Origin of the sequence: Phytoactinopolyspora limicola, from assembly GCF_011320225.1 — a bacterium.
Taxonomy (GTDB): Bacteria; Actinomycetota; Actinomycetes; order Jiangellales; family Jiangellaceae; genus Phytoactinopolyspora; species Phytoactinopolyspora limicola.
Genome location: NZ_JAAOEN010000001.1, coordinates 537,343 through 561,051 on the forward strand (window position 1 = coordinate 537,343; position 23,709 = coordinate 561,051).

Annotated in this window: 26 protein-coding genes, 1 tRNA gene and 3 pseudogenes; 19 read left to right on the top strand and 11 right to left on the bottom strand. The window is 63.2% G+C overall.

Going from position 1 to position 23,709, the window contains the following annotated elements; translation table 11 throughout:
* Positions 1-20: 20 nt before the first annotated feature.
* A complete protein-coding gene (cds1, locus tag G8760_RS02605) occupies positions 21-1,133 on the bottom strand; it encodes an L-cysteine desulfhydrase Cds1 (RefSeq protein WP_166346203.1) in 1,113 nt (370 codons plus the stop codon).
* Positions 1,134-1,199: 66 nt separating this feature from the next.
* On the opposite strand from cds1, the gene G8760_RS02610 reads away from it, so the two are divergent.
* The 3 genes from G8760_RS02610 (at position 1,200) to G8760_RS02620 (ending at position 4,330) form a co-directional block, all read left to right on the top strand.
* The gene (locus G8760_RS02610; protein WP_166346206.1) at positions 1,200-1,550 is read left to right on the top strand and encodes a hypothetical protein; all 351 of its coding nucleotides are present in this window, start codon (positions 1,200-1,202) and stop codon (positions 1,548-1,550) included.
* Positions 1,551-1,613: 63 nt separating this feature from the next.
* Positions 1,614-3,677 carry a DUF6571 family protein gene (locus G8760_RS02615; protein ID WP_166346209.1) on the top strand — a complete coding sequence of 688 codons (2,064 nt, stop codon included), beginning with the start codon at positions 1,614-1,616 and terminating at the stop codon, positions 3,675-3,677.
* On the top strand, positions 3,674-4,330 hold the full coding sequence (locus G8760_RS02620; RefSeq protein ID WP_166346212.1) for a hypothetical protein: 657 nt from the start codon (positions 3,674-3,676) through the stop codon (positions 4,328-4,330). Before G8760_RS02615 ends, G8760_RS02620 begins: the two co-directional genes overlap by 4 nt.
* 27 nt (positions 4,331-4,357) lie before the next feature.
* On the opposite strand, the gene G8760_RS02625 is transcribed toward G8760_RS02620, so the two are convergent.
* On the bottom strand, positions 4,358-5,134 hold the full coding sequence (locus tag G8760_RS02625) for an AIM24 family protein (protein WP_166346215.1): 777 nt from the start codon (positions 5,132-5,134) through the stop codon (positions 4,358-4,360).
* A gap of 130 nt (positions 5,135-5,264) precedes the next feature.
* Here G8760_RS02625 and G8760_RS02630 point away from each other — a divergent pair, with 130 nt between their 5' ends.
* Positions 5,265-5,759 (top strand): YbaK/EbsC family protein, encoded by a 495-nt coding sequence (locus G8760_RS02630; RefSeq protein ID WP_207781944.1) that lies wholly within the window; start codon positions 5,265-5,267, stop codon positions 5,757-5,759.
* On the opposite strand, the gene G8760_RS02635 is transcribed toward G8760_RS02630, so the two are convergent.
* The 3 genes from G8760_RS02635 to G8760_RS02645 are packed head-to-tail and all read right to left on the bottom strand — an operon-like array spanning position 5,750 to position 6,937.
* Entirely contained in the window at positions 5,750-6,055 is a 306-nt protein-coding gene (locus G8760_RS02635; protein ID WP_166346218.1) for a thiamine-binding protein, read from the bottom strand. The two genes, G8760_RS02630 and G8760_RS02635, sit on opposite strands and share 10 nt — an antisense overlap.
* Positions 6,056-6,081: 26 nt before the next feature.
* Positions 6,082-6,621, bottom strand: a complete 540-nt coding sequence (locus tag G8760_RS02640) for an SRPBCC family protein (protein WP_166346221.1) — start codon at positions 6,619-6,621, stop codon at positions 6,082-6,084.
* Positions 6,605-6,937: an ArsR/SmtB family transcription factor gene (locus G8760_RS02645; RefSeq protein WP_166346224.1), complete on the bottom strand. Its 333-nt coding sequence runs from the start codon at positions 6,935-6,937 to the stop codon at positions 6,605-6,607. Before G8760_RS02645 ends, G8760_RS02640 begins: the two co-directional genes overlap by 17 nt.
* 156 nt (positions 6,938-7,093) lie before the next feature.
* Between G8760_RS02645 and G8760_RS02650 the strand changes: the two genes are divergently transcribed.
* From G8760_RS02650 to G8760_RS02665, 4 genes are all read left to right on the top strand, one after another.
* A complete protein-coding gene (locus tag G8760_RS02650) occupies positions 7,094-7,333 on the top strand; it encodes a helix-turn-helix domain-containing protein (protein ID WP_166346227.1) in 240 nt (79 codons plus the stop codon).
* 112 nt (positions 7,334-7,445) lie between these two features.
* Positions 7,446-7,586 carry a DLW-39 family protein gene (locus tag G8760_RS02655; protein ID WP_166346230.1) on the top strand — a complete coding sequence of 47 codons (141 nt, stop codon included), beginning with the start codon at positions 7,446-7,448 and terminating at the stop codon, positions 7,584-7,586.
* 116 nt (positions 7,587-7,702) lie between these two features.
* A complete protein-coding gene (locus G8760_RS02660) occupies positions 7,703-8,452 on the top strand; it encodes a MerR family transcriptional regulator (protein WP_166346233.1) in 750 nt (249 codons plus the stop codon).
* A 183-nt stretch (positions 8,453-8,635) separates the two neighbouring features.
* Positions 8,636-8,711: transfer RNA gene (locus G8760_RS02665), tRNA-Ala, on the top strand.
* A gap of 76 nt (positions 8,712-8,787) precedes the next feature.
* On the opposite strand, the pseudogene G8760_RS02670 reads toward G8760_RS02665, so the two are convergent.
* From G8760_RS02670 to G8760_RS02680, 3 genes and pseudogenes are all read right to left on the bottom strand, one after another.
* A pseudogene (locus tag G8760_RS02670) lies at positions 8,788-9,507 on the bottom strand (tyrosine-type recombinase/integrase); the annotation flags it as partial.
* A gap of 38 nt (positions 9,508-9,545) precedes the next feature.
* Positions 9,546-9,917: a DUF5615 family PIN-like protein gene (locus G8760_RS02675; protein ID WP_166346239.1), complete on the bottom strand. Its 372-nt coding sequence runs from the start codon at positions 9,915-9,917 to the stop codon at positions 9,546-9,548.
* A 70-nt stretch (positions 9,918-9,987) separates the two neighbouring features.
* Positions 9,988-10,410, bottom strand: a complete 423-nt coding sequence (locus tag G8760_RS02680) for a CopG family transcriptional regulator (RefSeq protein WP_166346242.1) — start codon at positions 10,408-10,410, stop codon at positions 9,988-9,990.
* Positions 10,411-10,490: 80 nt separating this feature from the next.
* Between G8760_RS02680 and G8760_RS31060 the strand changes: the two genes are divergently transcribed.
* The 5 genes and pseudogenes from G8760_RS31060 to G8760_RS02700 all read left to right on the top strand — a co-directional run bounded on the left by G8760_RS31060 (position 10,491) and on the right by G8760_RS02700 (position 13,198).
* Positions 10,491-10,667 carry a hypothetical protein gene (locus tag G8760_RS31060; protein WP_425502260.1) on the top strand — a complete coding sequence of 59 codons (177 nt, stop codon included), beginning with the start codon at positions 10,491-10,493 and terminating at the stop codon, positions 10,665-10,667.
* Positions 10,668-10,697: 30 nt separating this feature from the next.
* Complete coding sequence (locus G8760_RS02685) at positions 10,698-11,111, top strand: DUF433 domain-containing protein (protein WP_166346245.1); 414 nt, start codon at positions 10,698-10,700, stop codon at positions 11,109-11,111.
* A 40-nt stretch (positions 11,112-11,151) separates the two neighbouring features.
* A pseudogene (locus tag G8760_RS02690) lies at positions 11,152-11,415 on the top strand (helix-turn-helix domain-containing protein); the annotation flags it as partial.
* A gap of 311 nt (positions 11,416-11,726) precedes the next feature.
* On the top strand, positions 11,727-12,305 hold the full coding sequence (locus G8760_RS02695; RefSeq protein WP_166347914.1) for a hypothetical protein: 579 nt from the start codon (positions 11,727-11,729) through the stop codon (positions 12,303-12,305).
* Entirely contained in the window at positions 12,302-13,198 is an 897-nt protein-coding gene (locus G8760_RS02700; protein ID WP_207781947.1) for a nucleotidyl transferase AbiEii/AbiGii toxin family protein, read from the top strand. Before G8760_RS02695 ends, G8760_RS02700 begins: the two co-directional genes overlap by 4 nt.
* Positions 13,199-14,028: 830 nt before the next feature.
* Here the strand turns inward: G8760_RS02700 and G8760_RS02705 are convergent.
* Positions 14,029-14,922, bottom strand: coding sequence for a nucleotidyl transferase AbiEii/AbiGii toxin family protein (locus tag G8760_RS02705; protein WP_166346251.1), 894 nt, complete (start codon positions 14,920-14,922; stop codon positions 14,029-14,031).
* A 143-nt stretch (positions 14,923-15,065) separates the two neighbouring features.
* Between G8760_RS02705 and G8760_RS30155 the strand changes: the two genes are divergently transcribed.
* Positions 15,066-15,404, top strand: a complete 339-nt coding sequence (locus tag G8760_RS30155; RefSeq protein WP_246222404.1) for a hypothetical protein — start codon at positions 15,066-15,068, stop codon at positions 15,402-15,404.
* 72 nt (positions 15,405-15,476) lie between these two features.
* On the opposite strand, the pseudogene G8760_RS31065 reads toward G8760_RS30155, so the two are convergent.
* Positions 15,477-15,629, bottom strand: a pseudogene (locus tag G8760_RS31065) (type IV toxin-antitoxin system AbiEi family antitoxin domain-containing protein); the annotation flags it as partial.
* Positions 15,630-16,160: 531 nt separating this feature from the next.
* Between G8760_RS31065 and G8760_RS02715 the strand changes: the two are divergent.
* The 5 genes from G8760_RS02715 (at position 16,161) to G8760_RS02735 (ending at position 22,787) form a co-directional block, all read left to right on the top strand.
* Positions 16,161-16,781 carry a TetR/AcrR family transcriptional regulator gene (locus G8760_RS02715; RefSeq protein ID WP_207781948.1) on the top strand — a complete coding sequence of 207 codons (621 nt, stop codon included), beginning with the start codon at positions 16,161-16,163 and terminating at the stop codon, positions 16,779-16,781.
* A complete protein-coding gene (locus G8760_RS02720) occupies positions 16,781-17,821 on the top strand; it encodes a glycoside hydrolase family 113 protein (RefSeq protein ID WP_166346260.1) in 1,041 nt (346 codons plus the stop codon). The genes G8760_RS02715 and G8760_RS02720 overlap by 1 nt, the downstream gene beginning before the upstream one ends.
* 700 nt (positions 17,822-18,521) lie before the next feature.
* On the top strand, positions 18,522-19,424 hold the full coding sequence (locus G8760_RS02725; RefSeq protein WP_166346263.1) for an SMP-30/gluconolactonase/LRE family protein: 903 nt from the start codon (positions 18,522-18,524) through the stop codon (positions 19,422-19,424).
* 154 nt (positions 19,425-19,578) lie between these two features.
* Complete coding sequence (locus G8760_RS02730) at positions 19,579-20,319, top strand: maleylpyruvate isomerase family mycothiol-dependent enzyme (protein ID WP_166346266.1); 741 nt, start codon at positions 19,579-19,581, stop codon at positions 20,317-20,319.
* Between the two features lie 299 nt (positions 20,320-20,618).
* Positions 20,619-22,787, top strand: coding sequence for an MMPL family transporter (locus tag G8760_RS02735; protein WP_207781949.1), 2,169 nt, complete (start codon positions 20,619-20,621; stop codon positions 22,785-22,787).
* Here the strand turns inward: G8760_RS02735 and G8760_RS02740 are convergent.
* Positions 22,784-23,524: a hypothetical protein gene (locus G8760_RS02740; protein WP_166346269.1), complete on the bottom strand. Its 741-nt coding sequence runs from the start codon at positions 23,522-23,524 to the stop codon at positions 22,784-22,786. The genes G8760_RS02735 and G8760_RS02740 overlap by 4 nt on opposite strands.
* Between the last annotated feature and the right edge of the window lie 185 nt (positions 23,525-23,709).

The following is a 23,709-nucleotide window of genomic DNA, read 5'->3' on the forward strand; positions in this document are numbered from 1 at the left end:
GGGATCCGCCCGGCACCTGGTCATGACGCAGGTGGTTCCCATTCGCCCGTGGCGAGGAACTTCTCGATGGTTGCCAGATATGGCGTGAGATCCCATTCTCTGTCGGCGACCCACTCGTCGGAGTAGTAGCTGTGCCGATAGCGTTCTCCACCGTCACAGATCAACGTCACGACGCTTCCTCGTTTCCCGGCCGCGAGCATCTGGGCGATCAACTGCCACACACCCCACAGGTTGGTGCCGGTGGAGCCACCCGCGGTCAGTCCACTGACCTGATGGAGGTGGCGCATGGCGGCGACGCTGGCGGCGTCGGGAACCGGAATCATCAAGTCGATGACCGATGGGATGAAGCTGGGTTCCATCCGAGGGCGCCCGATACCTTCGATTCGCGACGGCATGCCGGTGGCGAAGTCGGAGGTGTTGGTGACCCAGCCGGGCAAGAACGCTGAGTTCTCCGGGTCGACCACAGCCAGGCGGGTGTGGTGGCGCCGGTATCGAATGTAACGACCGATGGTGGCGGACGTCCCGCCGGTTCCAGCGCCCATGACGATCCAGTCCGGCACGGGATAGCGCTCAGCCGACAGCTGATCGAAGATCGATTCGGCGATGTTGTTGTTCCCTCGCCAGTCTGTAGCCCGTTCGGCGAAGGTGAACTGGTCCATGTAGTGGCCTTGGGTTTCGGCCGCGATGCGCTCTGCCTCGGGGTAGATGTCCGGCGGGCGGTCGACGAAATGGCAGGTGGCGCCGTAGCGCTCGATCAGGGCGATCTTCTCCGGGCTGGTTTTGCGGGGCATCACCGCGACGAAGTCGACGCCGATGAGCCGCGCGAAGTACGCCTCGGATACGGCAGTTGAGCCGGAACTCGCCTCAACGACGGTGGTTCCTTCGGTGATCCACCCGTTGGCCAGGGCGTAGAGGAATAATGATCGCGCTAGGCGGTGTTTGAGGCTGCCGGTCGGATGAACTGATTCGTCTTTGAGGTAGAGGTCGATGCCCCAGTCGGCCGGTAGTGGAAACACGTGCAGGTGGGTGTCGGCGGAGCGGTTGGCGTCGGCCTCGACCCGTCGCACCGCCTCGTCGACCCATGCTCGTGTCTTCGTGCATGAGCGGTCCACCCATGGTTCCGGCGTCGGCATGCAAGTCAGCGTACCTGGACCAAGGTAGCCATCGAGTTTGGATTGCCACCCCAGATGATCTAGAGAATGGCGGACGTACTGTGTTGCACTGGCCTCATGAACGGCGACGAGATCGAGGACGTCGAGAACAGATACAAGGTCGAGCTCCAGGACGCGCTTCCCAAGGTGCGGGAGCAAGCAGCGGCGTGTCGTACGGCCTTTGAACGCGTGACCAGGGCTTTGGAGAACGGGGCTTGGCAGAGCACGGCCCAGCAGGCCTTCGAGGAGGAACTCCGAGCCCGGAAGGACGGGGCCGAGGCGGCTGGCGACGATTGCCAGGCCGCTTTTGAGAACGCGGAGGCAGCCGAACCCGACAAGGTCCCCGACGACGACTGGCGGGCTCGGTTCGATCCGTATCCGCGCTACGGATACCAGTGATCGAACCGGATAGACGAGGCAAGAACGACAATGGGAAACCTGGCACAGATCGTTATACCCGAGATGCACAAGCTAGTGACGAGCCTAGAAGAAGGGCGCTGGGAACTATGGGGTGCCCAGATCCTGCTCAAAAGCACCTACATTCCCAACTACCGGATCGACCACTCGTTCGGCGACCAGGTTCAGCGCGCCATCGACTGGGCAGACGACGAGCTGCCGGGCGTGCGCCGTCGGCTCGCACTGGCCGAGGCCATCGAGCAGCATGAGCCAGAGTTGGCGGGCGCGACAGTAACGATCAACGAGGACCACATCAGTGACCTCTCCCCCGACGAAGCCAAGCAACTTGGCAAGGATGTAGCAGAACAGCTGCGGGACAGCGACAACGAGATAGACGAGGAGCTGGCCACCCTACTCCAAGAGCACCAGAACGACCCCTACTTCGCCGAAGGCTTTGCCACAACGATCAGTCCGGATGAACTCGCCGACGTCATCTGGGGACTTAACAACAACTATCACGGTCAGACCAGCGATTACGAACAACTGTTGGCGTCCCTGTCCGGGACCTTGGGCACGGGCACCCGCAGCACCGGCCGATTGGCGCTGCCGGATGGTTACGCCCAAGGATGGGTCGATGTCATCACCGGTCCCGAGCCTGGAGAAGCCGAGCCGGGCGGACGCTCGCAGGCATTGGCGATCCTGCTGGCGCAAGGTGTGTACTCGACGGACTTCCTGGACCACGTCGCCGCCGAGCTTTACGACTTCGAGCGGTCGTTCGGCGGCGATCCGGTCTGGCGGCCCCGTGCCGACAACGGTTCGAGTAGTCGGGACACGATGCATGTCTGGGACAGTGCCGGCAACATCGCGGTCGACGTCATGCCGTATCTGATGCAAGCGCTCGGCAACAATCCCGAGGCGGCGCAGAACTTCTTCAACCAGGGTGGCAACATCAAGGTCGAGATCGGCGATCAGGAGCAGTACGTCAACGCACGTCTCCAGTACATGATCCAGGAACGTACATGGCGCCCCGGCGCTGGGTCCGACGGCGGCGCCGGGCTGGGCATCGCATTGGAGACGGCGACGACCACGTTCCGGGACCGGTCGTCACAGGGCCGGATCTCGGCCCGGATCGCCTCGCAGACGTTCGCTTTAATCGGTTCGCAGACGGGTGAGGGAGCGAGCAATCGCTTGGGCCCCATCCCGGACAGCCCCGGCTGGCACATGTGGGAAGGCATGCGTGAGAACGTCGCGAACATGCTCGCCGACTACGCACCCGATCTGATTCAAACAGCAGGTCAAAACGGTCGGTTGAATTCCATCGCGGAACGAGGATGGACGGGCACAACCGACCGGTTCGGCGAAGATGCCCCGTACGGCGCGACGATGAACCGGGAGCTGATGGAACAGTTGCTGGGTACCCTCGGCCACGATGCCGAGCACATCGAGATCGTAATGGCCGGTGTTGTAGGTGCGTCCCAGCTACGTATGTCCGTCGCTCTGGAGAACGGCCTGACCGACGGGCACGAGTTGTCGGCCCCGGCGGCCATCTTGACCAATACAGCGGTTCCACCTGCCCTTGAGAATGCTCAGCATCAAGGTGCAGAGGCGCTGGGATGGTTGCTTAACAGTGCGTTCTACGGCGCCGAACAAGCGGACCGGATTGCTCAGCAGCATGCTGACCTGCTTGCTCAGGGTCTGGACGTCCTCACCGTCGTCCCCGGTGTGGCCCCTGGAGGACGATGGTCGAAGTTCGTCTTCGACCAGATCAAGCGCGAGACGCTGAACAGCATCAGGAATAGCGGCGCCACGGGTAACGCTGAAAACATCGCCAACCTAACGCCTGATCAAGTGCAGCAACTTGAGCGTAACTTGTTCAACCTGCTGCTTGCACACGGCTATTTCGATCAACAGTATGTCGACGAGGCGAACGGTGGTCCTGAGAGCACGCGCTTCTCAGCGCCGCCGGAAGATGCAATCGATCGCACGGTGGATCCGCCAGAGATCCTATTCGGCAGCGAAGCCTGGGACGAGTGGCGGCTGGACGACAGACCGCTCCAGAAGTGGGTGAACTCGTTGATCACCATTTCGTTCAAGCAGGCCCTCGAGCATGGATTTGAGCTGAGTCCGTGATGAAGGTGACGAGCCGATACGTTGTTATCGCGGCGCTGGCGGTGACAGTAGCGGGGTGTACATCGGGGGATGACGCCTCGGCGGACGACGATGCTAACGGTGACGGAGTGACCAGCGCAGATGGACTGTGTGAGTTCGTTCCCTGGGAACATGTGCAAAATGCCCTGGGACTTGATGACTTAGAAGGTGACGGAACACTGATCGAATTCCGCCCACTGGCTCGCACCGCCGATCAGGCTACCTCGGTGGTGCGGCGTGGCACCTGCTGGGTTCGTCGTTCAGGTGAAACCGATCGCGGAGGTGCGGTGCGCGTCCGGGTGGATTGGAACCTGGACGAGCGGCGGGACGATTTCGAGTTGGGGCTGAAGAATGAGGCCGCCGGCCGGTTCCCGGATGAGGTGGGGTTGGGTTATGCGTGGACGCGGGATGATCGTCCGCGTCCTGACGGGTCTGAGGGCCTGATTGGCGGCGCCCAGCTGGCGTATGGAGATGTCATCGTGTCAGCGGTGATTAATCTTCCTGCTGAGGGGACTGATCCGAAAGAGAGCGGTACGGCGATTGTGTTGGAGATGGTCGAGTCGTTGAATCTTCCTGATCAGTGGACGCTGGATGACGACCCGCCCAGTCGACTCGGCAGTAGTTCTGTTGACTAGTGTCCCCGACCACGGGCTCCGTGCTCGTCAGTCACTTGAGCGGATGACGACCGTGCCCTCACCACTGGCCGTCATCCAGACACGTTCGCGGCCGGGTTTGATGTTCACCCGAGGAATGAACTGGAGGAGCCACTTGACTCCCCGCAACGTCGCGCGGCGGTTGTAGTCGGCGGGTGCGGCGAACTCGACTCCGGCGGTGAAGGCAAGTACCGCTTCTGCTTCGACCCTTAATGGAGCATCTTCGGTGACCTTGAGAACTACCGTCTGACCGGGCGTTGCGGTCGCGATCAGACCAGTGCCACGCACGACCCATGCGAACGTGGTGTCACGTACGGCTGCTAGCTGGAGTGGGATGGTTTCCTCAAGGGTGACCGATAGGTCGTCGTCGAATGCCAGTACTTCCTGCTGAGATAGGACCACGACCGAGTCGTCGACAATCTCCAATATCGACACGTCGCCACCCTGATAGCCGAGCCAGACCTCCCCGTCTCCGGAGCCGCGGTGCGCCTTGAGATTCCCGGTCAGCACAATGCCGCCGGCAACATCAACGTCCACGCGTTTCGCGGCCATGTCTCGGAACTTCTTGTCACGGGCCGCCCGGCGCAGCCCTTTGCGCTCGACCAGCTGGCGAAGCTCGTCGTCGAGGTCGTCACCTTCGTGGCGGTAGGTGATGGTTCCGCGTTCCGCAAGTATCCGGTTGCGCCGGATGCGCATCGGCCGTTCAGGGGCAACGCGGACACCAAGAACGTGTGATGCCGCGTGGAACATGCGGTCGCAGCCGCCCTCCAGCCTCTGAAGCGACATGCCGCTACGTTAACAAGCATGACCATGTTGTGTAGCCCCTTGAACCGCTGAACCAGGTCGGCATGAGGTCCGGTGCGCGGGGCCTAATAAGAGTGCGGGCCGTTGGTGCGCTGTCGTAAGCTCGTCTGCCGTGACTGAAGCGGCAACCGAAGGCATCGGGGCTCACCCCAACGTCCAGCGCGTGCGCAGCGCTCTTCAGGCCGCTGGGGTCGAACGCGACATTGTCGTTCTCCCAGAGTCAGCACCTACGGCTGCGGCGGCTGCGCAGCAGCTTGGGTGTGACGTCGGCGCGATCGCGAACTCGCTGATCTTCACGTGCGACGGGGCGCCGTTGCTTGTCCTCACCAGCGGGGCGCACCGGGCCGACACCAAGTTGCTCAGTGCGGCTGCGGGTTCGCGGGTGGGACGTGCGGACGCGGAGTTCGTGCGCGAGCACACCGGTCAGCCGATCGGCGGTGTCGCACCCGTCGGGCATGGTCAACCGGTTCGCACCTTCGTGGACAGATGGCTGGCCAGGTACGACGAAGTCTGGGCAGCCGCTGGGCACCCGTACACCGTGTTCCCGACGACGTTCGACGAGTTGCTGGCGATCACCGGCGGGACGGTTGTCGACGTTCAGCCCTGATTGCGCTGCTGTAGCCGCGCTTCCAGCCGGTCTACCTTGCCCGTCAGCTCTCCAACGTGTCCCGGGCGGATGTCGGCCTTCAGGACGAGGCTGACGCGCCCGCCATGCCGGCCAGCTGCTTCGCAGGCTCGGCGGACGACGTCAAAACACTCGTCCCACTCCCCTTCGATGGTGGTGAACATTGCGTCGGTGCTGTTCGGCAGGCCGGATTCGCGGACCACTTCAACGGCGTCGGCGACCGCCTCGGATACCGACTCACCGGCGCCGGTGGGAGCAACGGAGAACGCAACAAGCATGTCGCCATGGTGCCACGGGTTGCGACTTAGGAGCTCTCCGTGGCGACCTTGCTGTAGATGTCGAAGAGCAGGCCATAGTCGGGCTCCAGGTCTGATGGGTTCCCGCCGTCGAGGTGGACATCGAGGCTGTCGAGCATGGCATGCCACCCAGTGCAGAAGCTGACGGCCGGCTCCGGCCGCAACGGGCGCTGCAGCAGCGTGAGCACGGTTCCGTCGCCGTCGGAGAAGATCTCCCACCTGACGGTGGAGACGGGTTCGCCCGGCCAGATCCAGGTGTGCACGAGGTGACGACGCGGCTCTACCTCCGTCACTTCTCCCGCGGCTCGTCCTTCGTCACCGAAGTCGAAGACTGCCGATCCGCCCACCTCCGGTTCAATGGTCACTCCGGGCAACCAGCGGGCTTGCTGGCCAGGTTCGGTGAGTGCTGCCCACACCCGCTCGGGCGAGTGGGCGAGGCGTCGCTCGAAGCGGATCTGCCATTCACCGTCGGGTCCCAGCCCGAGCGTGCCCCGACGGTCGTCGAGGGCCGGTGCCTGGTCGGCCTGGCTGTCAGAGTTCTTCGTCATCGGAGTCCTTCCATACGTCGTCGAGGTGTCGTTCGAGTGCGTCGAGGCGGTTGGCCCAGTTGTTACGGGTGCGTTCAATCCATGCGCCAGCCTCGTCCAGAGGTCCTGGTTCGAGGCGATAGATCCGTTGTTGGGCGCGGCTGCGCCAGCTCACGAGTCCCGCTTCGTGCAGTACTCGTAGATGACGTGAGATGGCCGGGCGACTGACTCCGAACTGTGCCGCCAGTTCGCCGGCCGGGCGTTCTCGTTCTGCGACGAGTTCTAACAGGCGGCGCCGGACCGGATCAGCAAGCGCCTCGAAGACGGTGACTTCCATGCCTGGTTTGTAACATGCGAGTTACGTAGAAGACAAGTTACATAATGGCGTCGTGTCCATCTGCTTCATGGTGCGATTGGGACGCTTGGGCACTCGTGCCGGTCGAGGGCGTCACACCTATGAGCCGTCCGGGCATGTAGCGCCTAAGCTAACGTCATGGAGCAGAAACTGCTGACACTCGCCGACGTAGCCGAGCTGCTGAACACGTCCTCCGCTCAGGTCTACGCCTTGGTGCGCAGTGGCGAACTGCCCGCGATGAAAATGGGTGGTCGAGGTCAGTGGCGCGTCCACCCTGATCGCCTGGCGCAGTACATCGAGACGGCGCACCAGAGCACGGCCGAATGGGTTAAGCAGAATCCGCTGCGTGAAGACGTGAGTGAGGGCAGCAGCACCTGACCGAGTGGCTCATGGCGGCAACGGGAGGTTACGAACCGGTGGGCGGGATGATCTCGGGTGAGTTAGCCTCGCTTCAGGACTAACCAACTACCCTTGGAGGGGCGGAACACCCGTGTCCAAGAAGAAGATTCTTTTTACCGCATTTGTCGCTATCGCCGGGTACCTCGGCTACCGCAAGTATCAGTCCGGGCAGGATGAACGCGACCTCTGGGCTGAGGCCACAGACCCCGTTCCTCCACCGCAGGAGCGCTGAGTTCACAGCCGGGCTCGGTTGGGGCAAAAAGCGACTTGAAGTTGACGTAGCGTCATCTCCTACCGTTCAGGGTGGGTCGGAGATACCGGCCCGGTGAACAACACGGAGAAAATGGCGTGAGCTGGTCGATCAACGAAGTAGCCCAGCTGTCTGGAGTTACCTCCCGGACGCTGCGGCACTACGACGCGATCGGCTTGCTTCCGCCGGCTTGGACCGCACCTGGCGGCCGTCGTCATTACGAACAGGAGCAACTGTTCCGGTTGCAGCGAATCCTGTTGCTGCGCGACCTGGGCCTGGGCCTCGACGCCATCGGGGATGTTCTGGCCGCGCAAGATCACCACAGTGCAGTGGAGGTCTTGCGCCAGCACCGCACCTGGTTGCTGCGGGAACGACGACGACTCGGTCAGCTGGTCAAAACCGTGGAGGACACCATCGCCACCTTCGAGGAAGGAGGGACGATGAACCCGAGCGAGATCTACCAAGGCTTCAGCCACAATGAGTACGAAGCCGAGGCGCGGCAACGGTGGGGTGACGAGGCCGTCGACCGCGGCAACGCCGTCGTTGCGGAGTGGACTCCCCAGCAGTGGCAGGACGCCAAAGCCGAGTTCAACTCGCAGAACCAAGAGTTGGCTCAGCTGATGGACGACGGCGTCGCTGTCACTGACCAGCGGGTTCAGGACATCATCGACCGCCACTACAACGGCATGACCCTGTTCTGGACCCCAGACCGCGAGTCGTACACCGGTTTAGGACAGATGTACGTCGACGATGAGCGATTCGCTCAGAACTACGAGTCCGTGCGTACCGGTTTGGCGGCGTACCTGCGTGACGCGATGAAGGTGTACGCCGAGACCCGCCTGAGCTAGTACTTGGCTTGTGGCGGACTCGGATCCTGGTGAGAGCTGCAGATCTCACCAGGTCCACGCGGGCATCGGCGGGCGGGAGTGAGTGCAAAACGCGGCCAGAAGTGTCACGATTCGGCGTTGAGCCGCAGGACGCGCTACTCTTGGTCGCGGTTCGCCTGCTTATGCTCGAGCTGAACCACCCCAGGGGGCGTAGCTCAACTGGCAGAGCACTGCCTTTGCAAGGCAGGGGTTAGGGGTTCGAGTCCCCTCGTCTCCACCAGCACGTGTAGAGAGAATCTCGGCCGCGATGTCGGCCCGCGTGCCATTCACGTGCCAGAGGCGCGTCGGGTGGTGCGTCATGACTGTTCTCCGTCCGGTGTGATCGTTGTGGCGATGTGGGTGTTCATGGCGTCGGCGATCACGCGGTCACGGTCGTTGGCCGCGTGCAGGTAGATCACGGCGGCGCGAGTGCTGGAGTGGCCCATGCGCTCCATCAACTCCCGCAGGTTCGCCCCGCTGGCAGCGGCCAATGTGTTTCCGGTGTGCCGGAGGTCGTGGAAGTGAACGCCGCTGATCCCGGCCGCCTTGCACGCCTTGATCCAGATGCGGCGGAAGTTCTGCCGCCTGATGTAGCCGCCTTGAGGTCCGGCGAACACGCGCCCATCGGGTCCGGGCTGAGCGAAAGCCGACACGTGCGACCGCAGCGCCGGAAGCAGGTCAGACGGCACCGCGACGCGGCGCTTTCCCGCGTCCGACTTCGGCCCCTTGACCACCAGTTCGCCGGTCTTCAGTTCGACCTGGCCACGCCGAACGGTGATCCATCCGTGATCGAGGTCTAGATCCCGGCGCCGGAGCGCGGCCAACTCTCCCAGCCGGAGCGTGGTAAACGCCGCCAGCAGGACCAGGACCCGGTGTCGGCGGTCAATCTTGGCGAGCACGGCCGCGATCTCGGCGACTGTGAGGGTAGGGCGCTCAGGGCTTCGGTCGTCACCGGCACCCTTGATTCGGCACGGATTGCGACGGATCAACCCGTCTTCGACGGCGGTGTTCATCATCGCCCGCAACAGCCGGTACGCCTATGCACGGCCAAGGCCGACCAGGCAAGCCGGAAGATTCAGCCGTCCGGATCTCCGAGCCACCAGACAAGCGGGTGTTCGCCCAGACCTTCTGGCGGATTGCCTGCCAACGCGACGAGAGCTTTGCGCAGCCTGTTCAAGCCCGGACGGGTACGCGGGAAACGGACATGGTGGCAATACACGACTCCGACGTGTCCCGGTATCACGGCTATCGCGGCGCTGAATGTGTTGACGTCCTCAGTCACAACAATCCGGCCCTCAGCCACGGCTGCTTCCAGGACCTGCCGATCGTCTAAGCCGCGGAGTTGCGGCCGATGTGCGATCAGCGCGACGGCGTCGATGCCGTCAGCATGCAGGTCGTCGGCCAACCAAGGCGGATAGTGCTCGTCAAGCAGGAATCGCAGGCTCATCTCTCCGGATCTTTCTTGTCTTGGTCCGGCCCAAGCGCCAGCGACCTCCCGTTTGCTCTAATTCGTGATGTCATGCCGAGTCGAGCGCACGTCGACGCTCCCAGGCCGATAATGCTTCGTCCTGACTTGCGTGTTCCCGCTCGATCAACTCATCGATCTCGCCGCGGAAATCCGCCCAGTACGCCAACGCAGCCTCGACATCGGGTATCGACAACCCGAGTGCATCCGCCACCACCGCGGGCGAACGCTCGTCTTTGTCGTGCTGTAGCCACGACTCGGCCACCGTCCACACCTGAGGCCCCACAGCCAGCGCGGCGCGTCGCTCACCAGTGACGGTGGTCACGAACACGATCCCCGGATGTGCCTCCATTCGCAGCCATTCACGCACCGCACCGACTACCACGCTCGACTTCTTAGTGCCAGACCGGCGCGCATAGTCGGCCAGGTTGCGATCGACCTGGTCAGGAAACCGCACATTCGTTGGCGACGTCATACACTACAATGTAGCAACCAGCGCCCGAACATTGCTAGGTGTGCGTGGATGACACGAGGTTCACGACTCCACTGTTCACTGTGTCCGAGGCGGCCATGCACCTAGGGATTCCTCGGGAGACAATCCGTAGCTGGACGCTGAAGACTGCCCTTGAAGCTCCCCTGGTGCACCGTGTCGAGCCGGAGGTGCGTCACGGCGCGGCGATCCCATTCGTTGCACTGGGCGAGGCCCTGTTGTTGCGCGCATTGCGCGCTTAGGGCGTTAGGCTGCCTGCCATCGTCGAGGCGGTGACCTCGCTTCGCCGAGACCTCGGTGATGAGTACATCCTCGCCAGCGAGGCGATTGCGACTGATGGCGTCGATGTCCTGGTCAAGGTGGCGGAGGGGGACGAATGGAGGCGCGCGCGGGTCAGGCAGGGCGGCATTCGGGGCGTCATCGAATTGGGTATCGAGCCGATCAAGTTCGCCGCCGACGGCTACCCGGAGCGCATCAAACTGACGGGCTATCAGCGGGCCGATGTGATCATCGATCCGCGGTTCGGTTTCGGTCAACCCATCGAGGACAGTTCGGGCGTACGGGTCGAGGACATTGTCGACTTGTTCGAGGCTGGCGAACCGATCTCTGTCGTCTCGGAGGAGTTCGGGGTCGATGAGCGGATCGTCGATGAGCTCGTCCGAGTCCACCTCAGACGCGCCGCTTAGGTTTTACATCGACTCCAGCCTTGGAGCTGTTGCCATCCCGGCGAACATGGCTGCCGGGCAGGGGGTGACGCTGGTTCCCGCCCACGCCGAGCTGACCACACAGCAGGCGGCGTCGCTTTTGAACGTCTCGCGACCGTTCCTGATCGGACTACTTGACCAGGATGAAATCGAGTACCGCACCGTCGGCACCCACCGTCGCATCAAAGCCTCGTCTCTGTTGGACTACATGCGCCGCGACGACGCGAAACGCCGGAACGCCGCCGACGAGCTAGCCGCCCTCACGCAGGAGATGGGTTTGACCTGATGGCTTTCGTAGTCGTCTACGACGCCAACGTCCCTAGCCGCGCTCACCTTTGTCTGCCCCGCGACGGTCGTAGGCTGTCATCGCTGCCCAACGGTGAACATGCAGGTCAGAACCGAATTGGCGACTCCCGGTAGCCACTAAGATCGAATTGCCAAGGCGAAGGCCGTCGACTCGGGCGCCCAGGGAAGTTGTGGCTGCATCTGATGGGGAAAATCAACCCCTCGTCATGCAAGGGCTCGGCGGGCCGTCGTTAATCCTCTACACTAGAGGCATTGCTGTTGAGGTTTTCCGACGGAGGTGGTGGCGTGAGTATGAATGCTGCCGCGTTGCTGTCTGAGCTGCCGGAGACGTTCCGTTATTCGGAGGGCAAGCGGCGGATTGGTGAGCGTCAGCTCCGGAATCTCATCGGTGCTGGACATGTCATTGGGCTCGCACGTGGCTTGTATCGCAAGCGTGACTGGCATGGTGACGAGGATCTGATCGAGATCGCGGCCAGGTCGTCCCGTGCGACGATCTGCCTGCGCTCGGCGCTGGCTCGGCATGACCTGATCGACGACATCCCCGCCGCCGTCGACATTGCCATTCCCCGTGGGGCATGGACACCGGAGATCACTATCGCCGTCCGGTGGCACCATTTCGACTCGGCGACGTTCGAGATCGGCCGAGAGGCTCTCACGATCGACGCTGACCGCAGTATCGGCCTCTACTCGGCTGAGCGCAGCATCATCGACGCCTTCCGGATGCGCCATCTTGAAGGCGCAGATCTGGCGAATGAAGCCCTGAAGCGGTGGCTACGCAAGGGCGGGCAGCCCTCCACGCTGCTGCGCACAGCCAACGCCTTCCCACGAGCAAAGACGCCGCTACGTCAGACATTGGAGATCCTGCTGTGAGCCCTGTCTCGCGAGATAGCCCTGGCGGGGCTGCGTACCTGGATCTACAGCGGCAAGCGCGGGCATCGGGGCGCCCAACCGACGAGCTGATCCAGCTGTACGTCCTGGAAGGTTTCCTCGCTCGACTCGCCGTGAGCCCGGTCCGGGACAAGTTCGTCCTCAAAGGTGGTGTGCTGCTCGCAGCGTTCGGTAATCGCCGCCCCACCCGCGATGTCGACCTTGCCGGGCAGGATCTCCGTAACGACGCCGACACCATCCTCGTCTTGGTGCGCGACGTGCTTGCCGTGGCCACAGCAGAGGACGACGGCATCGAATTCGTCCCTGACACGGCTACGGCGGAAATCATCCGTGAAGAGGATGCCTACCCCGGCGTCCGCATTAGCATTGAAGCCCGATTGGCACGGGCCAAGCCGCGGTTCCATGTGGACGTGAATGTGGGAGACCCGATCTGGCCGGAACCCACGGTGGTCTCCGTCCCGAGACTTCGAGGTGGCGATCCCATTGAAGTGACTGGCTACCCGCTGCACATGGTCCACGCGGAGAAGATCGTGACTGCCGTTCAGCGAGGAACGGTGAACACCCGCTGGCGCGACTTCGCTGACCTGTGGACGTTGTCGAACCACCACCCAGTCAACGGGGCGGATTTGCAGAATGCGCTCAACGAGGTCGCGCAGTACCGGCGCGCAGAGTTGGGACTCCTGCGGGACGCGCTCGACGGATACGCCGACATCGCCCAGAACAAGTGGGCGGCATGGCGGCGACGTCACGGTCATGACCACCTGCCGGCCACGTTCGACACCGTCCTCGACGCCGTCATCACCTTCGCCGATCCTGCGCTCGCTCGCGAGGCCGGCGAGCGCACCTGGGAACCAGGCAGCAGACAGTGGAAGTAGCTCACCATCCGAGCCAAAGAGATGAAGATCATTTAGTCCGCAGATAGTCCGCAAGGGGCTCAAAACCAGCCACCGTTGGCTATCTGCGAAGGTAGTTGAATAACCTGACCAGAGTGATGTTGATCTACATCAGGGCAGGTCAGAAGTCCTCTTGATCGCATTTGCAAGGCAGGGGTTAGGGGTTCGAGTCCCCTCGTCTCCACCCATAAGAGTGCAGGTCAGATCGATATCTGATCTCGTTGGCCTGGCCGACATAGCAAGATCAGTCCGCAAATGGTCCGCAAGGTGATTACCTTTCCCCAACTTGGGGGTCGGCTGCGAAGTCGTGGTCAAGGATGCCCATGATTACCTCGTCCTGCCATTTGCCGTCGATGAAGGTGGCCTGGTGCTCTCGTCCTTCCTCGAAGAGTCCACGTCCGAGGTAGCAGCGAATCGTTGGAGCGAGGTCGTGGCGGGCGTTGAGCGTCCCTCATGGTCTGTCAGCACGACTATGGATTTGTTGTGTCCTCCAGAGAGGGACGATTGTCCTTAGTTGAAGGACATCCGTCGCTTGAACGTGCCCAGAGCAGGCACAACGATCGCCCTGTCAAGGCGGAGGCCGCGGGGTTCAAGTCCCGTCAGGACCGCCAGCATCATCGCAATTCATGGCCGATTTGGCCGTGACCGTTTGCATGCCCGGGCCTCGTTTGCCCATACGGGCCGGACTCGCCTCGCTGCCTCGTCCAAGGCATGCGGCATGGCAGCCATCAAGATGGCCCGATCGTCGGTGACTACGCCTTGGGGCCGAACGTCCTCTCGTGCGTGATCAAAACGGCCGACGGGCGGTGTTACTACTCCCAGCCTTGGGCGTGCGGGTCCCAAGAGCCTGTGGCGGTGTCGGCGAGTAGTGGGTCAAGGAAGGGCTGGACTGCGATCAGCGCTGTCTCAAGATCGACTGCGTCGAAACCGATTGTTCGGCGAGCCTCGGCGCTATAGCCGCGTTTCCAGAGCGCATCGTCGGGAACGTGGAACGTAGCTGGCAGCGGGAGGTCTCGCCGGGCAGCTTCGTTCACCAGAGCCCGTCGCTGGAGATCAGCTTCCACGGTCGCGCGGCGAGTGATTGCGACGAGGTCAACGAGATCCTTGTATCGGGTCGACGGCCTGCCATTGTGTCGCTCAAGGATCGCGCACACCTTGTCAGCAATGTGATCCACCAGAGGGTAGGCCATCCACATTGCTTTCTTACGGTCGACGATATGGGCATCGGTCAAGGGCGGCACCGGTTCCGGTGCGCCGGTCATCACAACGCCGTCGGCAACGATGTCGATCTGGAACGCAGCCCATAGCTTCGCGCCGATGAACGACTGGACCTTGACCCGGGCCCCCTGAGCCCCATTGGCCGTGATCTTCAAGCCGGCGCCAACCTCAAAGCGCATCCAATCGCCGATGTCGGCCGCAGCGGCCTCACGGACCTGACGCTCGACGTCGGTGATCGCTCCCGCACGGTAGACGTCGATGTCGACAGTGTGGCGAACGGAGAGCCTCCGAGCGAGCAAGGCAGTTGCGCCTTTGATCACCCAAGCATCGTCGACACGATAAAGCCGCTCAACGAGTTGATCATAGGCATACTGACGCAGAAGGTCACCCAGTCGCCACGAGCTTGCGGCCGCCTCGACCTTGAGCTTGTCAGTAACCGCGCGCCGGGCCGCTTCAGGAGTTTTGTAGCGCTGCTCATCGCTGGTCACGTGGTGACACCACCTACGCTGCCGTTAGTGGCATCGGAAACGGCTTGTTCCAGCCACGTCTCGCGTTCTGGGTCTGCGGTGAGGTCAAGGAGCCAACGAAATAGACCAACGCCGTCACCGCGGCGCAGACCATGCGCAGCCGCATGCGGAGCAACCGTGCGGGCGATAACGCCGGGATAGTCGTAACCCGCACGGAGAGCATCGGCGACAAGCTCGCCGACAGCTCCGGGATCCTCTTTCTCCGAGAGAAGGTCAGCCGCGATCCGATGTGGCCGCGTGACCGGAAGTCCGCCTACATTCTGCCAATCGCTGTCAGAGAGCACCCGGCGATGAAGCCGTACGTCGTCGCGACGAGTCTGTCTACGGACAGGGAGCGTGAACTCATGGACATCGGCCGGGAGAAGGCCGAGACCGTAGAGTGCAGCCGCAGAACGATGAGATACGACGCCTTGCTCCCGAGTACGTTCCCATGCTGGGGTTGAAGGGCTGAGCTGCAGCCATGCGGCCCGAAGCTCAGAGTGCTCAGGTTCACCAGCACCACGTATTCGGTACACGCTGTGAGCCACGCGCTCAACAGAGCCCGAGCGGACCTGCCGAACAAGCGTTGACCACGCAACGCCGGCGTTCTCGACTTGCCGCTTGGTCACCAGACCCCACTGCTCTTCCGCAATGGACAACACCGTAGGCCACGAAGCCGAGCTAGACATGTCCTTCACTCTATAGCGAATCCGCTACATTTCGCAGTCGAAATCCTCTGCATCCATGCGTTCTCGCGCGATTCCGCTATATATTGCAGTAGTGCAACGTGGTTAGTTGTCGACCCTCTTCAGCCACACCCCGGCACAGCTTTCGGTGGGGGCGCTGACCGAAAGAGAGCCACACGAGCAGCTCAGGTGTGCAGCCGCAACGAGATCGAGCCGCCGAACGCCTGGACCGAGTCTGGCCTGACACCGGCCCGACGCGAAGTCTCTAGTAGCCGCAATAGCGCCTGGACTTTCGGCTTGGGATCTGCTGCACGGATAGGTGACAGTTCCTAGTCATGCTGCCGGGTCAGCTGGCGGGTAAATGATGGTGTCGAACTCGATGGGGTCAAACGGCCGGGCGGGGTTGGCGTCGGCGGTGGTGGTAGGTCCGCTCGATCCAGGTCACGATCGCGATGAGCAGCTGCTTTGCCTCCCTCGGCTCATTCTACGCAACATTAGGCCATGCAGCCTACTGTTAGGCCGCCTGGTCGAAAAGTGAATCCGATCATTCAGGCAGCCCGTCGCGAACAGATCATCGAGGCCGCCATCGACACCGTGGCGGAGGTCGGTTACCCGGGCACCACGTTGGCGCGAATCGCTGAGCGGGCCCAGACCAGCAAGAGCGTGATCTCGTACCATTTCCCTGGTAAGGACGACCTGTTGGAACAGGTCGTTCTGCAGATCTACGCCGACACCTGGGCCTTCATGGAACCCCGGGTAGAAGCCGAGACCACAGCGGCCGGCCAGCTTGGCGCCTACATCACCGCTGAACTCGACTACATGCGAGAGCATCGCGCTCGTCTGCTCGCGGTGGCAGACATCGTCGCCAACCACCGAACGGCGGATGGTTCGCTGCGCTTCACCCCTGACGCCGAAGGATCCCAGGGAGCCGAGGGTTTAGGCCTCGGGGTACTGACAGACATCCTCAGGCGCGGTCAGCGCGCCGGGGAGTTCCGAAATTTCGATCCACAGGTCCTCGCCGTGACCGTCAACCGAGCCCTCGACGGGGCCCTGGGTCGGTGGGTGACAGAACCATCGCTCGACCTGGGCGCCTACGCCACCGAGCTGACGACCCTGTTCGACCTGGCCACCCGAAAGCCGCAGAAAGAGTCATGATGAACCTGAACTATCGAGGTGTCGCCTACGACACTGGCACCAATAACGATCACGGCGACACGCTGTCACGGGAGGTGTGGGAACCCGACCTGGTCAGCCAGGAACTGCGTGCCATCCGCGAAGACCTGCACTGCAATGCTGTCGGCCTCTACGGGACCGATCTCGACCGCCTCGCCGAAGCGGCCACCATGGCGTTGGAAGACGGGCTCAATGTGTGGCTGCAGCCGAGGCTCGTCGACGCAAACGCGCAGCAGACCCTTGATCACATCGCGAAAGCAACCCGGGTAGCCGAAGAACTACGGTGCCGGTACCACAACGTGACGCTCAACGTCGGATGTGAGCTGAGTATCTTCGCCGAAGGCATCATTCCAGGTGCCGACTACGAGCAGCGCAGCGCCAAGCTTGCCTCTCCGCGGCACTGGCCACTGATGCCCTGGTACAACCGCAAACTCAACACACTGCTCGCCTCCGCAGCCAAGGTCGCACGAGCTGGTTTCGACGGAGCAATCACTTACAGCGCCGGGATGTGGGAGAGAGTGAATTGGGAGCGGTTCGACATGGTCGGGCTCGACTACTACCGCCTCCCATACAACCACGCCACCTACGCCACGAACCTCCGCAAACATCACCGGCACGGCAAGCCGATCGTCATAACTGAGTTCGGCTGCGGCAGCTACCGCGGAGCCGAGGAAAAGGGGCCCTCCGGCCACGAGATCATCGATCACGATTCCCCAGTCCCACATATCACCGGCGGACACGTCCGAGACGAACAGGTCCAGGCGGACCAGCTCGCCGAGTTGCTCGATATCTATGAGGCCGAGGGCGTGCATGGTGCCTTTGTCTTCGAGTTCATCGAGCCCAGCTATCCGCATTCAGCTGACGCTCGCTATGACCTGGATATGGCTGGGTATGGACTGGTCAAAGTACTACCCCGCACGGCAGCGCAACCTTATCGGTGGCAGCCGAAGAAGGCGTTCGACACCGTCGCCACACGCTACGCCCAAGCCGCGGAGGCCAGCGACACTCCACCTTCGGAATGAAACGGGTGGTACAACGGCGCCTGCTGTGGCTTATCGGCCTGCACTACGTGTATCTGGAACTGCTTTCACCATCTGGCCTAACGGGAGCACTTGCAGACGGCGAGAACTCGGACCGATCGTATGCGCAGGCAGTCGTGCGCACGCTCTTCAACAGGTAGACGGAAGCCCCTACGAAGCATGTAACGCCGCTCGTCGACCAGTCCAGGTCTCGTCATGTCCAACCTCGGAGCTGCCACGCCTCGTGCAGGTCGAGGGCACGGGTCCCGGTGAGGGAGAATGGAGGTGCCGATTGGGCAGCCTACGAGAGAAGAACCTGATACGGGCATAGATCTAATGCTCCGCATGGGGAACCAATAAGAGGCACCTATCTGCGTTCTCGAAATTCGAGGGATTCGATCCCAGTCAATCAAGATGCGTTCATAGTTCAGAAGGAGCGCTTGAGTCATACCCGCCACCAGAGATGCCACGTCACGGTCATGTCGGTGCTCGATCTCCGGCTGGGCCTGAAAGAGCGCTGACGCAGACATCTACGTGACGGACCGGCGCCATACGGGAGCGCGGCAGCTCTGCGCAGGCGGCGCGGATGAGATCGGCCGTGGGGCGAGTGCTCACGAGGTGGGTTCGCCCGCTAGTGTGTGGCGTCAAGATCACCGATGTTGATGCATACATATCGGGCAGCACGTAACAGTCGGAGCATCGAATGACCGAAAGATTCAAGGCCCATTTCGAGAGCCTGGATGACCGTTTCGCTTCCTACGGAGGAGATGAATACGTCGAGATCCTTCATTCCGGCAGTCGAAAGACCGAAGGCCCCGTATATTTCCCAGCGGGCCGCTACCTCGTGTGGAGCGACATTCCGAATGATCGGCTGTTGCGCTGGGATGAGACGACGGGAAACATCGGTGTTTTCCGGGAGCCGTCGGGAAACGCGAACGGCAATACCATCGATCGGCAGGGCCGGCTGCTGACGTGTGAGCAGGGCGCCCGACGGGTAACCCGTACCGAACACGACGGCTCGGTCACCGTACTGGCAGACCGATACGACGGAAAGCGGCTGAACAGCCCGAACGACATCGTAGTCCGCTCCGACGGGTCGATCTGGTTCACCGATCCCCGGTATGGCATCACCGGGTACTACGAAGGAACCGAGGCCGAGAGCGAGATCGGCGCCGACCATGTCTACCGGATCGATCCGGCTACCGGTCAGGTCGAGATCGTCGCTGACGACTTCGTTCGCCCCAACGGCTTGGCCTTCTCAGCCGACGAGAGCCAGCTGTACATCGTCGACACCCGTCGGCGGCATATGCGGGTCTTCGAGGTGAGCGACGACGGCGAACTATCCGGTGGTGACGTGTTCGCCGAGGCCTGGTTCGATGGGATCCGGCTGGACCACCTCGGGCGCATTTGGGCGGCGGCGCTGGACGGTCTGCACTGCTACGACCCGGACGGCACCCTCATCGGAAAGCTGAGACTGCCGGAAGCGGCTTCGAATCTCACCTTCGGCGCCGCCAAGCGCAACAACCTGTTCATCACCAACTCCGCCGGGGATCTCTACTCGATCCGGGTCACTTTTGCTGGCGCGCGGCCGGGGGCAACCAGATGATCCGCAGGGAGGCAATCCGCAGGTGGACGCTGATGATCGCCTTCGGCTCGCCGATGGTGCACCGTGTCGAGCCGGAGGTGTGTCATCGCGCGGCGACATCACCGGTCCGGAAACTTGGGTGCGGTCTGTCAACACCGGTGACACGATCGCCACCATGAGATTGAGCCACGACAGCTACGTCGAGCACGTCCGTTCAGAGGCCGCCCGGATCGCCGCGGTGGCACAGCGGGGTCTGGAGGTCGACGTCCCCTCGTGCCCCGGCTGGACGGTGCGCGACCTCGTCGAACACACGGCTGAGGTCTACCGGCACAAGATCGCCTGTATGCAGGAGAAGGCATTCCCGGAGCCGTGGCCCCCGGAGCGCGACGACGAGCCGGCCCTCGACTACTTCGCACGCGCTACCGAGGATCTGCTCACTGAACTCACCAGCCGCGATCCTCTCGAATTCGCCGAGACATGGTGGTGGGACGAACGCACCGTCGGCTTCTGGGGCCGTCGGATGGCGCATGAGAGCGCCATCCATCGAATCGATGCTGAACTCGCCCACGATGACGTCACCCCGGTCGACGCCGCACTCGCCCTCGACGGTGCCGACGAAGTCCTGCGCCTGATGCTGGCCGAGGACTGGAGCGACGAACCGTACCGCGATCTGCCGCCGGCCATTGTCCGCGTTCGGTGCGGTGACGTGGCCTGGCGCGCGGTGATGGAACCGATGGCCGTCGTTGTCCACGTCGACCGATCATCCGACGAGCCGGTCGACGCGACCGTGACCGGTGACGCCGAAGCCCTCTACCTCTGGCTGTGGGGCCGCGGCCCAGACCGGACACTTGCCTCCGATGGAGACCCTACTGCCGTGGCACATCTGGACGCGCGGATGCGCCTGGCAACCCTGTGAGCAATCACCAGGCCGGCTTCGACGGGCATTGGTGGTAGGACGGGCGTTGGTGGTAGCTGGAGTCGGGTCTTTGGGTCTGTCGCGATGTGGTGAAGATGATCGTGTCCCGGGGGAGACCCAGGGGTGCCCCTGAGACTTTGCAGGCTGTTCCCCGATATGGGGCGTGCGTGCTGTCTGGAACTCTCGAAGTGCCAGTGCATTTCACGATCCGGAAGCCGGGGGCGACGATGTCCGCACCGACCGCTATCGAGCTCGACCGCGAAAGGTTGTCGAGCCCGCCTGTACGGCGAGGACCCATTGTGGCTGTTGCCACGTGGAGCGCCCGTCATCGCTGGACCGCGCTGCTGCTGTGGATCGCCTTCGTGGTCGCCGCTGTGGTCGGCGGTGCTGCGGTCAGCGGCAATGACCTGGACGAGAGCACGATGACCGTCGGTGCGTCCGGTGCGGCCGACACCGCGATGGCCGACGCGGATTTCGGCGACGTACCGAACGAGTCGATCTTGATCCAGGCCGCGGACGGTGGGACCCTCGACTCCGCATCGGCCTCTGAGGCGGCGCAGGCACTCTCGGCCGCAGCCGCCGCTGTGCCGGGAGTGGCATCGGTTGTTGAGCCTGCCCCGTCCGCCGACGGAAGCTCGCTACTAGTGCAGGTGTCGCTGGTCGAACCCGACGGCAACGGTGACGCGGAACACCGGGTTCTTGCCCAGGTCGCCGCCGACCTCCAGGAGGCCGTCGAGCCGGTCGCGTCCGAGTACCCGGAGCTGTGGATCGGTCAGGTCGGCAACGCCTCGTTGAGCTCCGCCATCGACCAGGTGGTCGCGGACGACTTCCGGTTGGCCGAGATGTTGTCGCTTCCGGTGACGCTAGCCATCCTGGCGGTCGTGTTCGGCGCGCTCATCGCGGCCGGCGTTCCCGTCCTGCTGGCGTTCTCGTCGGTCGGTGCTGCCCTTGGTCTGTCGACGTTTGCCTCGTACCTCGTTCCGACCTCGGAGCTCCTGGCGTCGGTTGTCCTGCTGATCGGGATGGCCGTCGGTGTCGACTACTCGCTGTTCTACATCCGCCGCGCGCGTGAGCAGCGCAACAACGGAGATGCCGTGGGCCGAGCCATCGAGGTCGCCGCGGCGACGTCCGGGCGTGCGGTCGTGATCTCCGGGTTGACGACGGTGGTGGCGATGGCCGGCATGTTCTTGGCGGGGCTCGCCGTCTTCGACTCGTTCGCCATCGGAACCATTCTGGTGATCGGGGTCGCGGTCGTCGGGTCGCTGACGGTGCTGCCTGCTCTGCTGTCATTGCTCGGCCGGTGGGTGGATCGTCCGCGGATCCCGGTGTTGTGGAGACTGACGCGGCGCGAGGGTGGCGCCAGGTTCTGGCCCGCCGTCTTGCGGCCGGTGCTTCGTCGCCCGGCGGCCGCGTTCACCATCGGCGTCGTCGGGCTTGGCGCGCTGGCCGCCCCTGCGGTGTCGATGACGCTTGGGGAGCCCGATTTGGAGGACTTGCCGGGATCGATCGTCGAGGTGGACACGTTGAACCGGCTCTCGGAGGCCTACCCGCGGGAAGGTACGGTTCACACCGTCGCGATATGGACAGAGGATGGCTCGGCGCTCGACGTCGCCTCGGTCGAATCGGCTGTCTCCGAGCTAACCCGATCCACGTCGGCGGACTCGTTGTTCGCCGACGCCGAGGCGTCTGTCCTCGAGGTGGCCACGGAGGGAAACGTGGCGCAACTCCCGGTCCCGGTGGCCGGCGGGTTGGACGATGCCCAGGAAGCGGAGTCGCTGGAGACGCTGCGTGCCCTGGTCGACGAGACTGTCGCCTCGTTCGCCGGCATCGCCGCTGGCGTCACTGGGCCGATCGCCTGGGATGCCGACTTCCGTGGCCAACTCGGCGAACGACTGCCCTACGTCATCGGCTTCGTCCTTCTGCTCAGCGTGGTGGTGCTCATCCTGGCCTTCCGGTCGCTAACCATCGCACTAACCGCCGCTGGGCTGAACCTGCTGTCGGTCGGAGCCGCCTACGGACTGCTGGTGCTGGTGTTCCAGAACACCTGGGCCGAAGGGCTGCTCGGCTTCACTTCGACGGGAGCGATCGTCACCTGGGTGCCGTTGTTCCTGTTCGTGATCCTGTTCGGGCTGTCGATGGACTACCACATCTTCGTGGTGAGCCGGATCCGTGAGGGACGCGCGCTGGGGATGCCGACCCGACAGGCGATCGAGCACGGTATCACCGCCTCTGCCGGAGTGGTGTCGAGCGCCGCGTTCGTTATGGTCGCCGTATTCTCGATCTTCACGACGCTGTCGATGATCGAGTTCAAGCAGATGGGCGTTGGTATGGCTGCGGCCATTCTGATCGACGCGACGATCGTCCGTGCCATCGTCCTGCCCGCGGCGATGCGGCTGCTGGGCGAGCGCAACTGGTGGCTGCCGCGTCCACTCAACCGGCTGAACCGGCTGCGGGTCGTCGGAGGCTAGGGCGTCGGGCTACTTGAAGAGGCCGCAACCTCGTCCCGGATCGCGCCGGTGAACTGCTCGATGGTGGTGACCTGGCCCCAGCGCTCACCGCTGAGGTCGTCTGCCTGCACGTACACGCCGGACATATGGTGGTCGCCACTGCCCTCCAGCCAGAAGCCGTCGATGGCCACCGTGAACACACGATGCCCGGCGGGACTCTCCGTTCCGGCCGCGACCTCGGTGACATCTTCCGCGACTGCTACGACATCCAGCCCGATGCCGGATTCGGCCAGATCCTTGACCGTGACCTTGGTTGTTCCGCCGGTGCCCGCCACCCAGCCCTCGAATCCGTGGGTGACGTAGAGGACGCCGCCGTCCGGCTGGCTGCCATAGAGAACGTCGTCGACGGCTATTTCGATCTGAACCCGGTCGCTGCCGTCCGGTATCACGTCGGTGATCGTCCCGGTGACAATCACGTCAGCGAACTCGAGCGCTTCGGCGGGGGACGCCAGCGGCTCGTAGTCGACCTGTGCCCCGCCGCTCAGCAAATAGGTGAACTCCTCGGCCGATTCGGGCTGCGACGCTTGTGCGGCTTGAGGGTCCATCGATGCTGCTTCACTCTGCTCGGCTAGCTCTGCACTACTCTGTTCGGCTGGGATGGCTTCATCCTGTCCGGCTGGGGCGGCGTCGTTCGCACAAGCTCCCATGGTGATCATGCCGATGAGGGCAATGGCGAGTACACCGGTCCGTACGTTCACGTCGGCCTCCCTTGTTCCTGTTCCTTTGTGACGCACCGACCGGTCGTTCGGTTCCAGTACGGCATGGTGAGTTCGGGGCAGCAAGACCAAGATCCACCGTCTTCCTGACAGTCACCCTGGCTCCGCGCAAACGGGCATCGTCTCTCAGGAGTTGAGTGCGGCGGCCGGATCGGACGGCGGGCCGC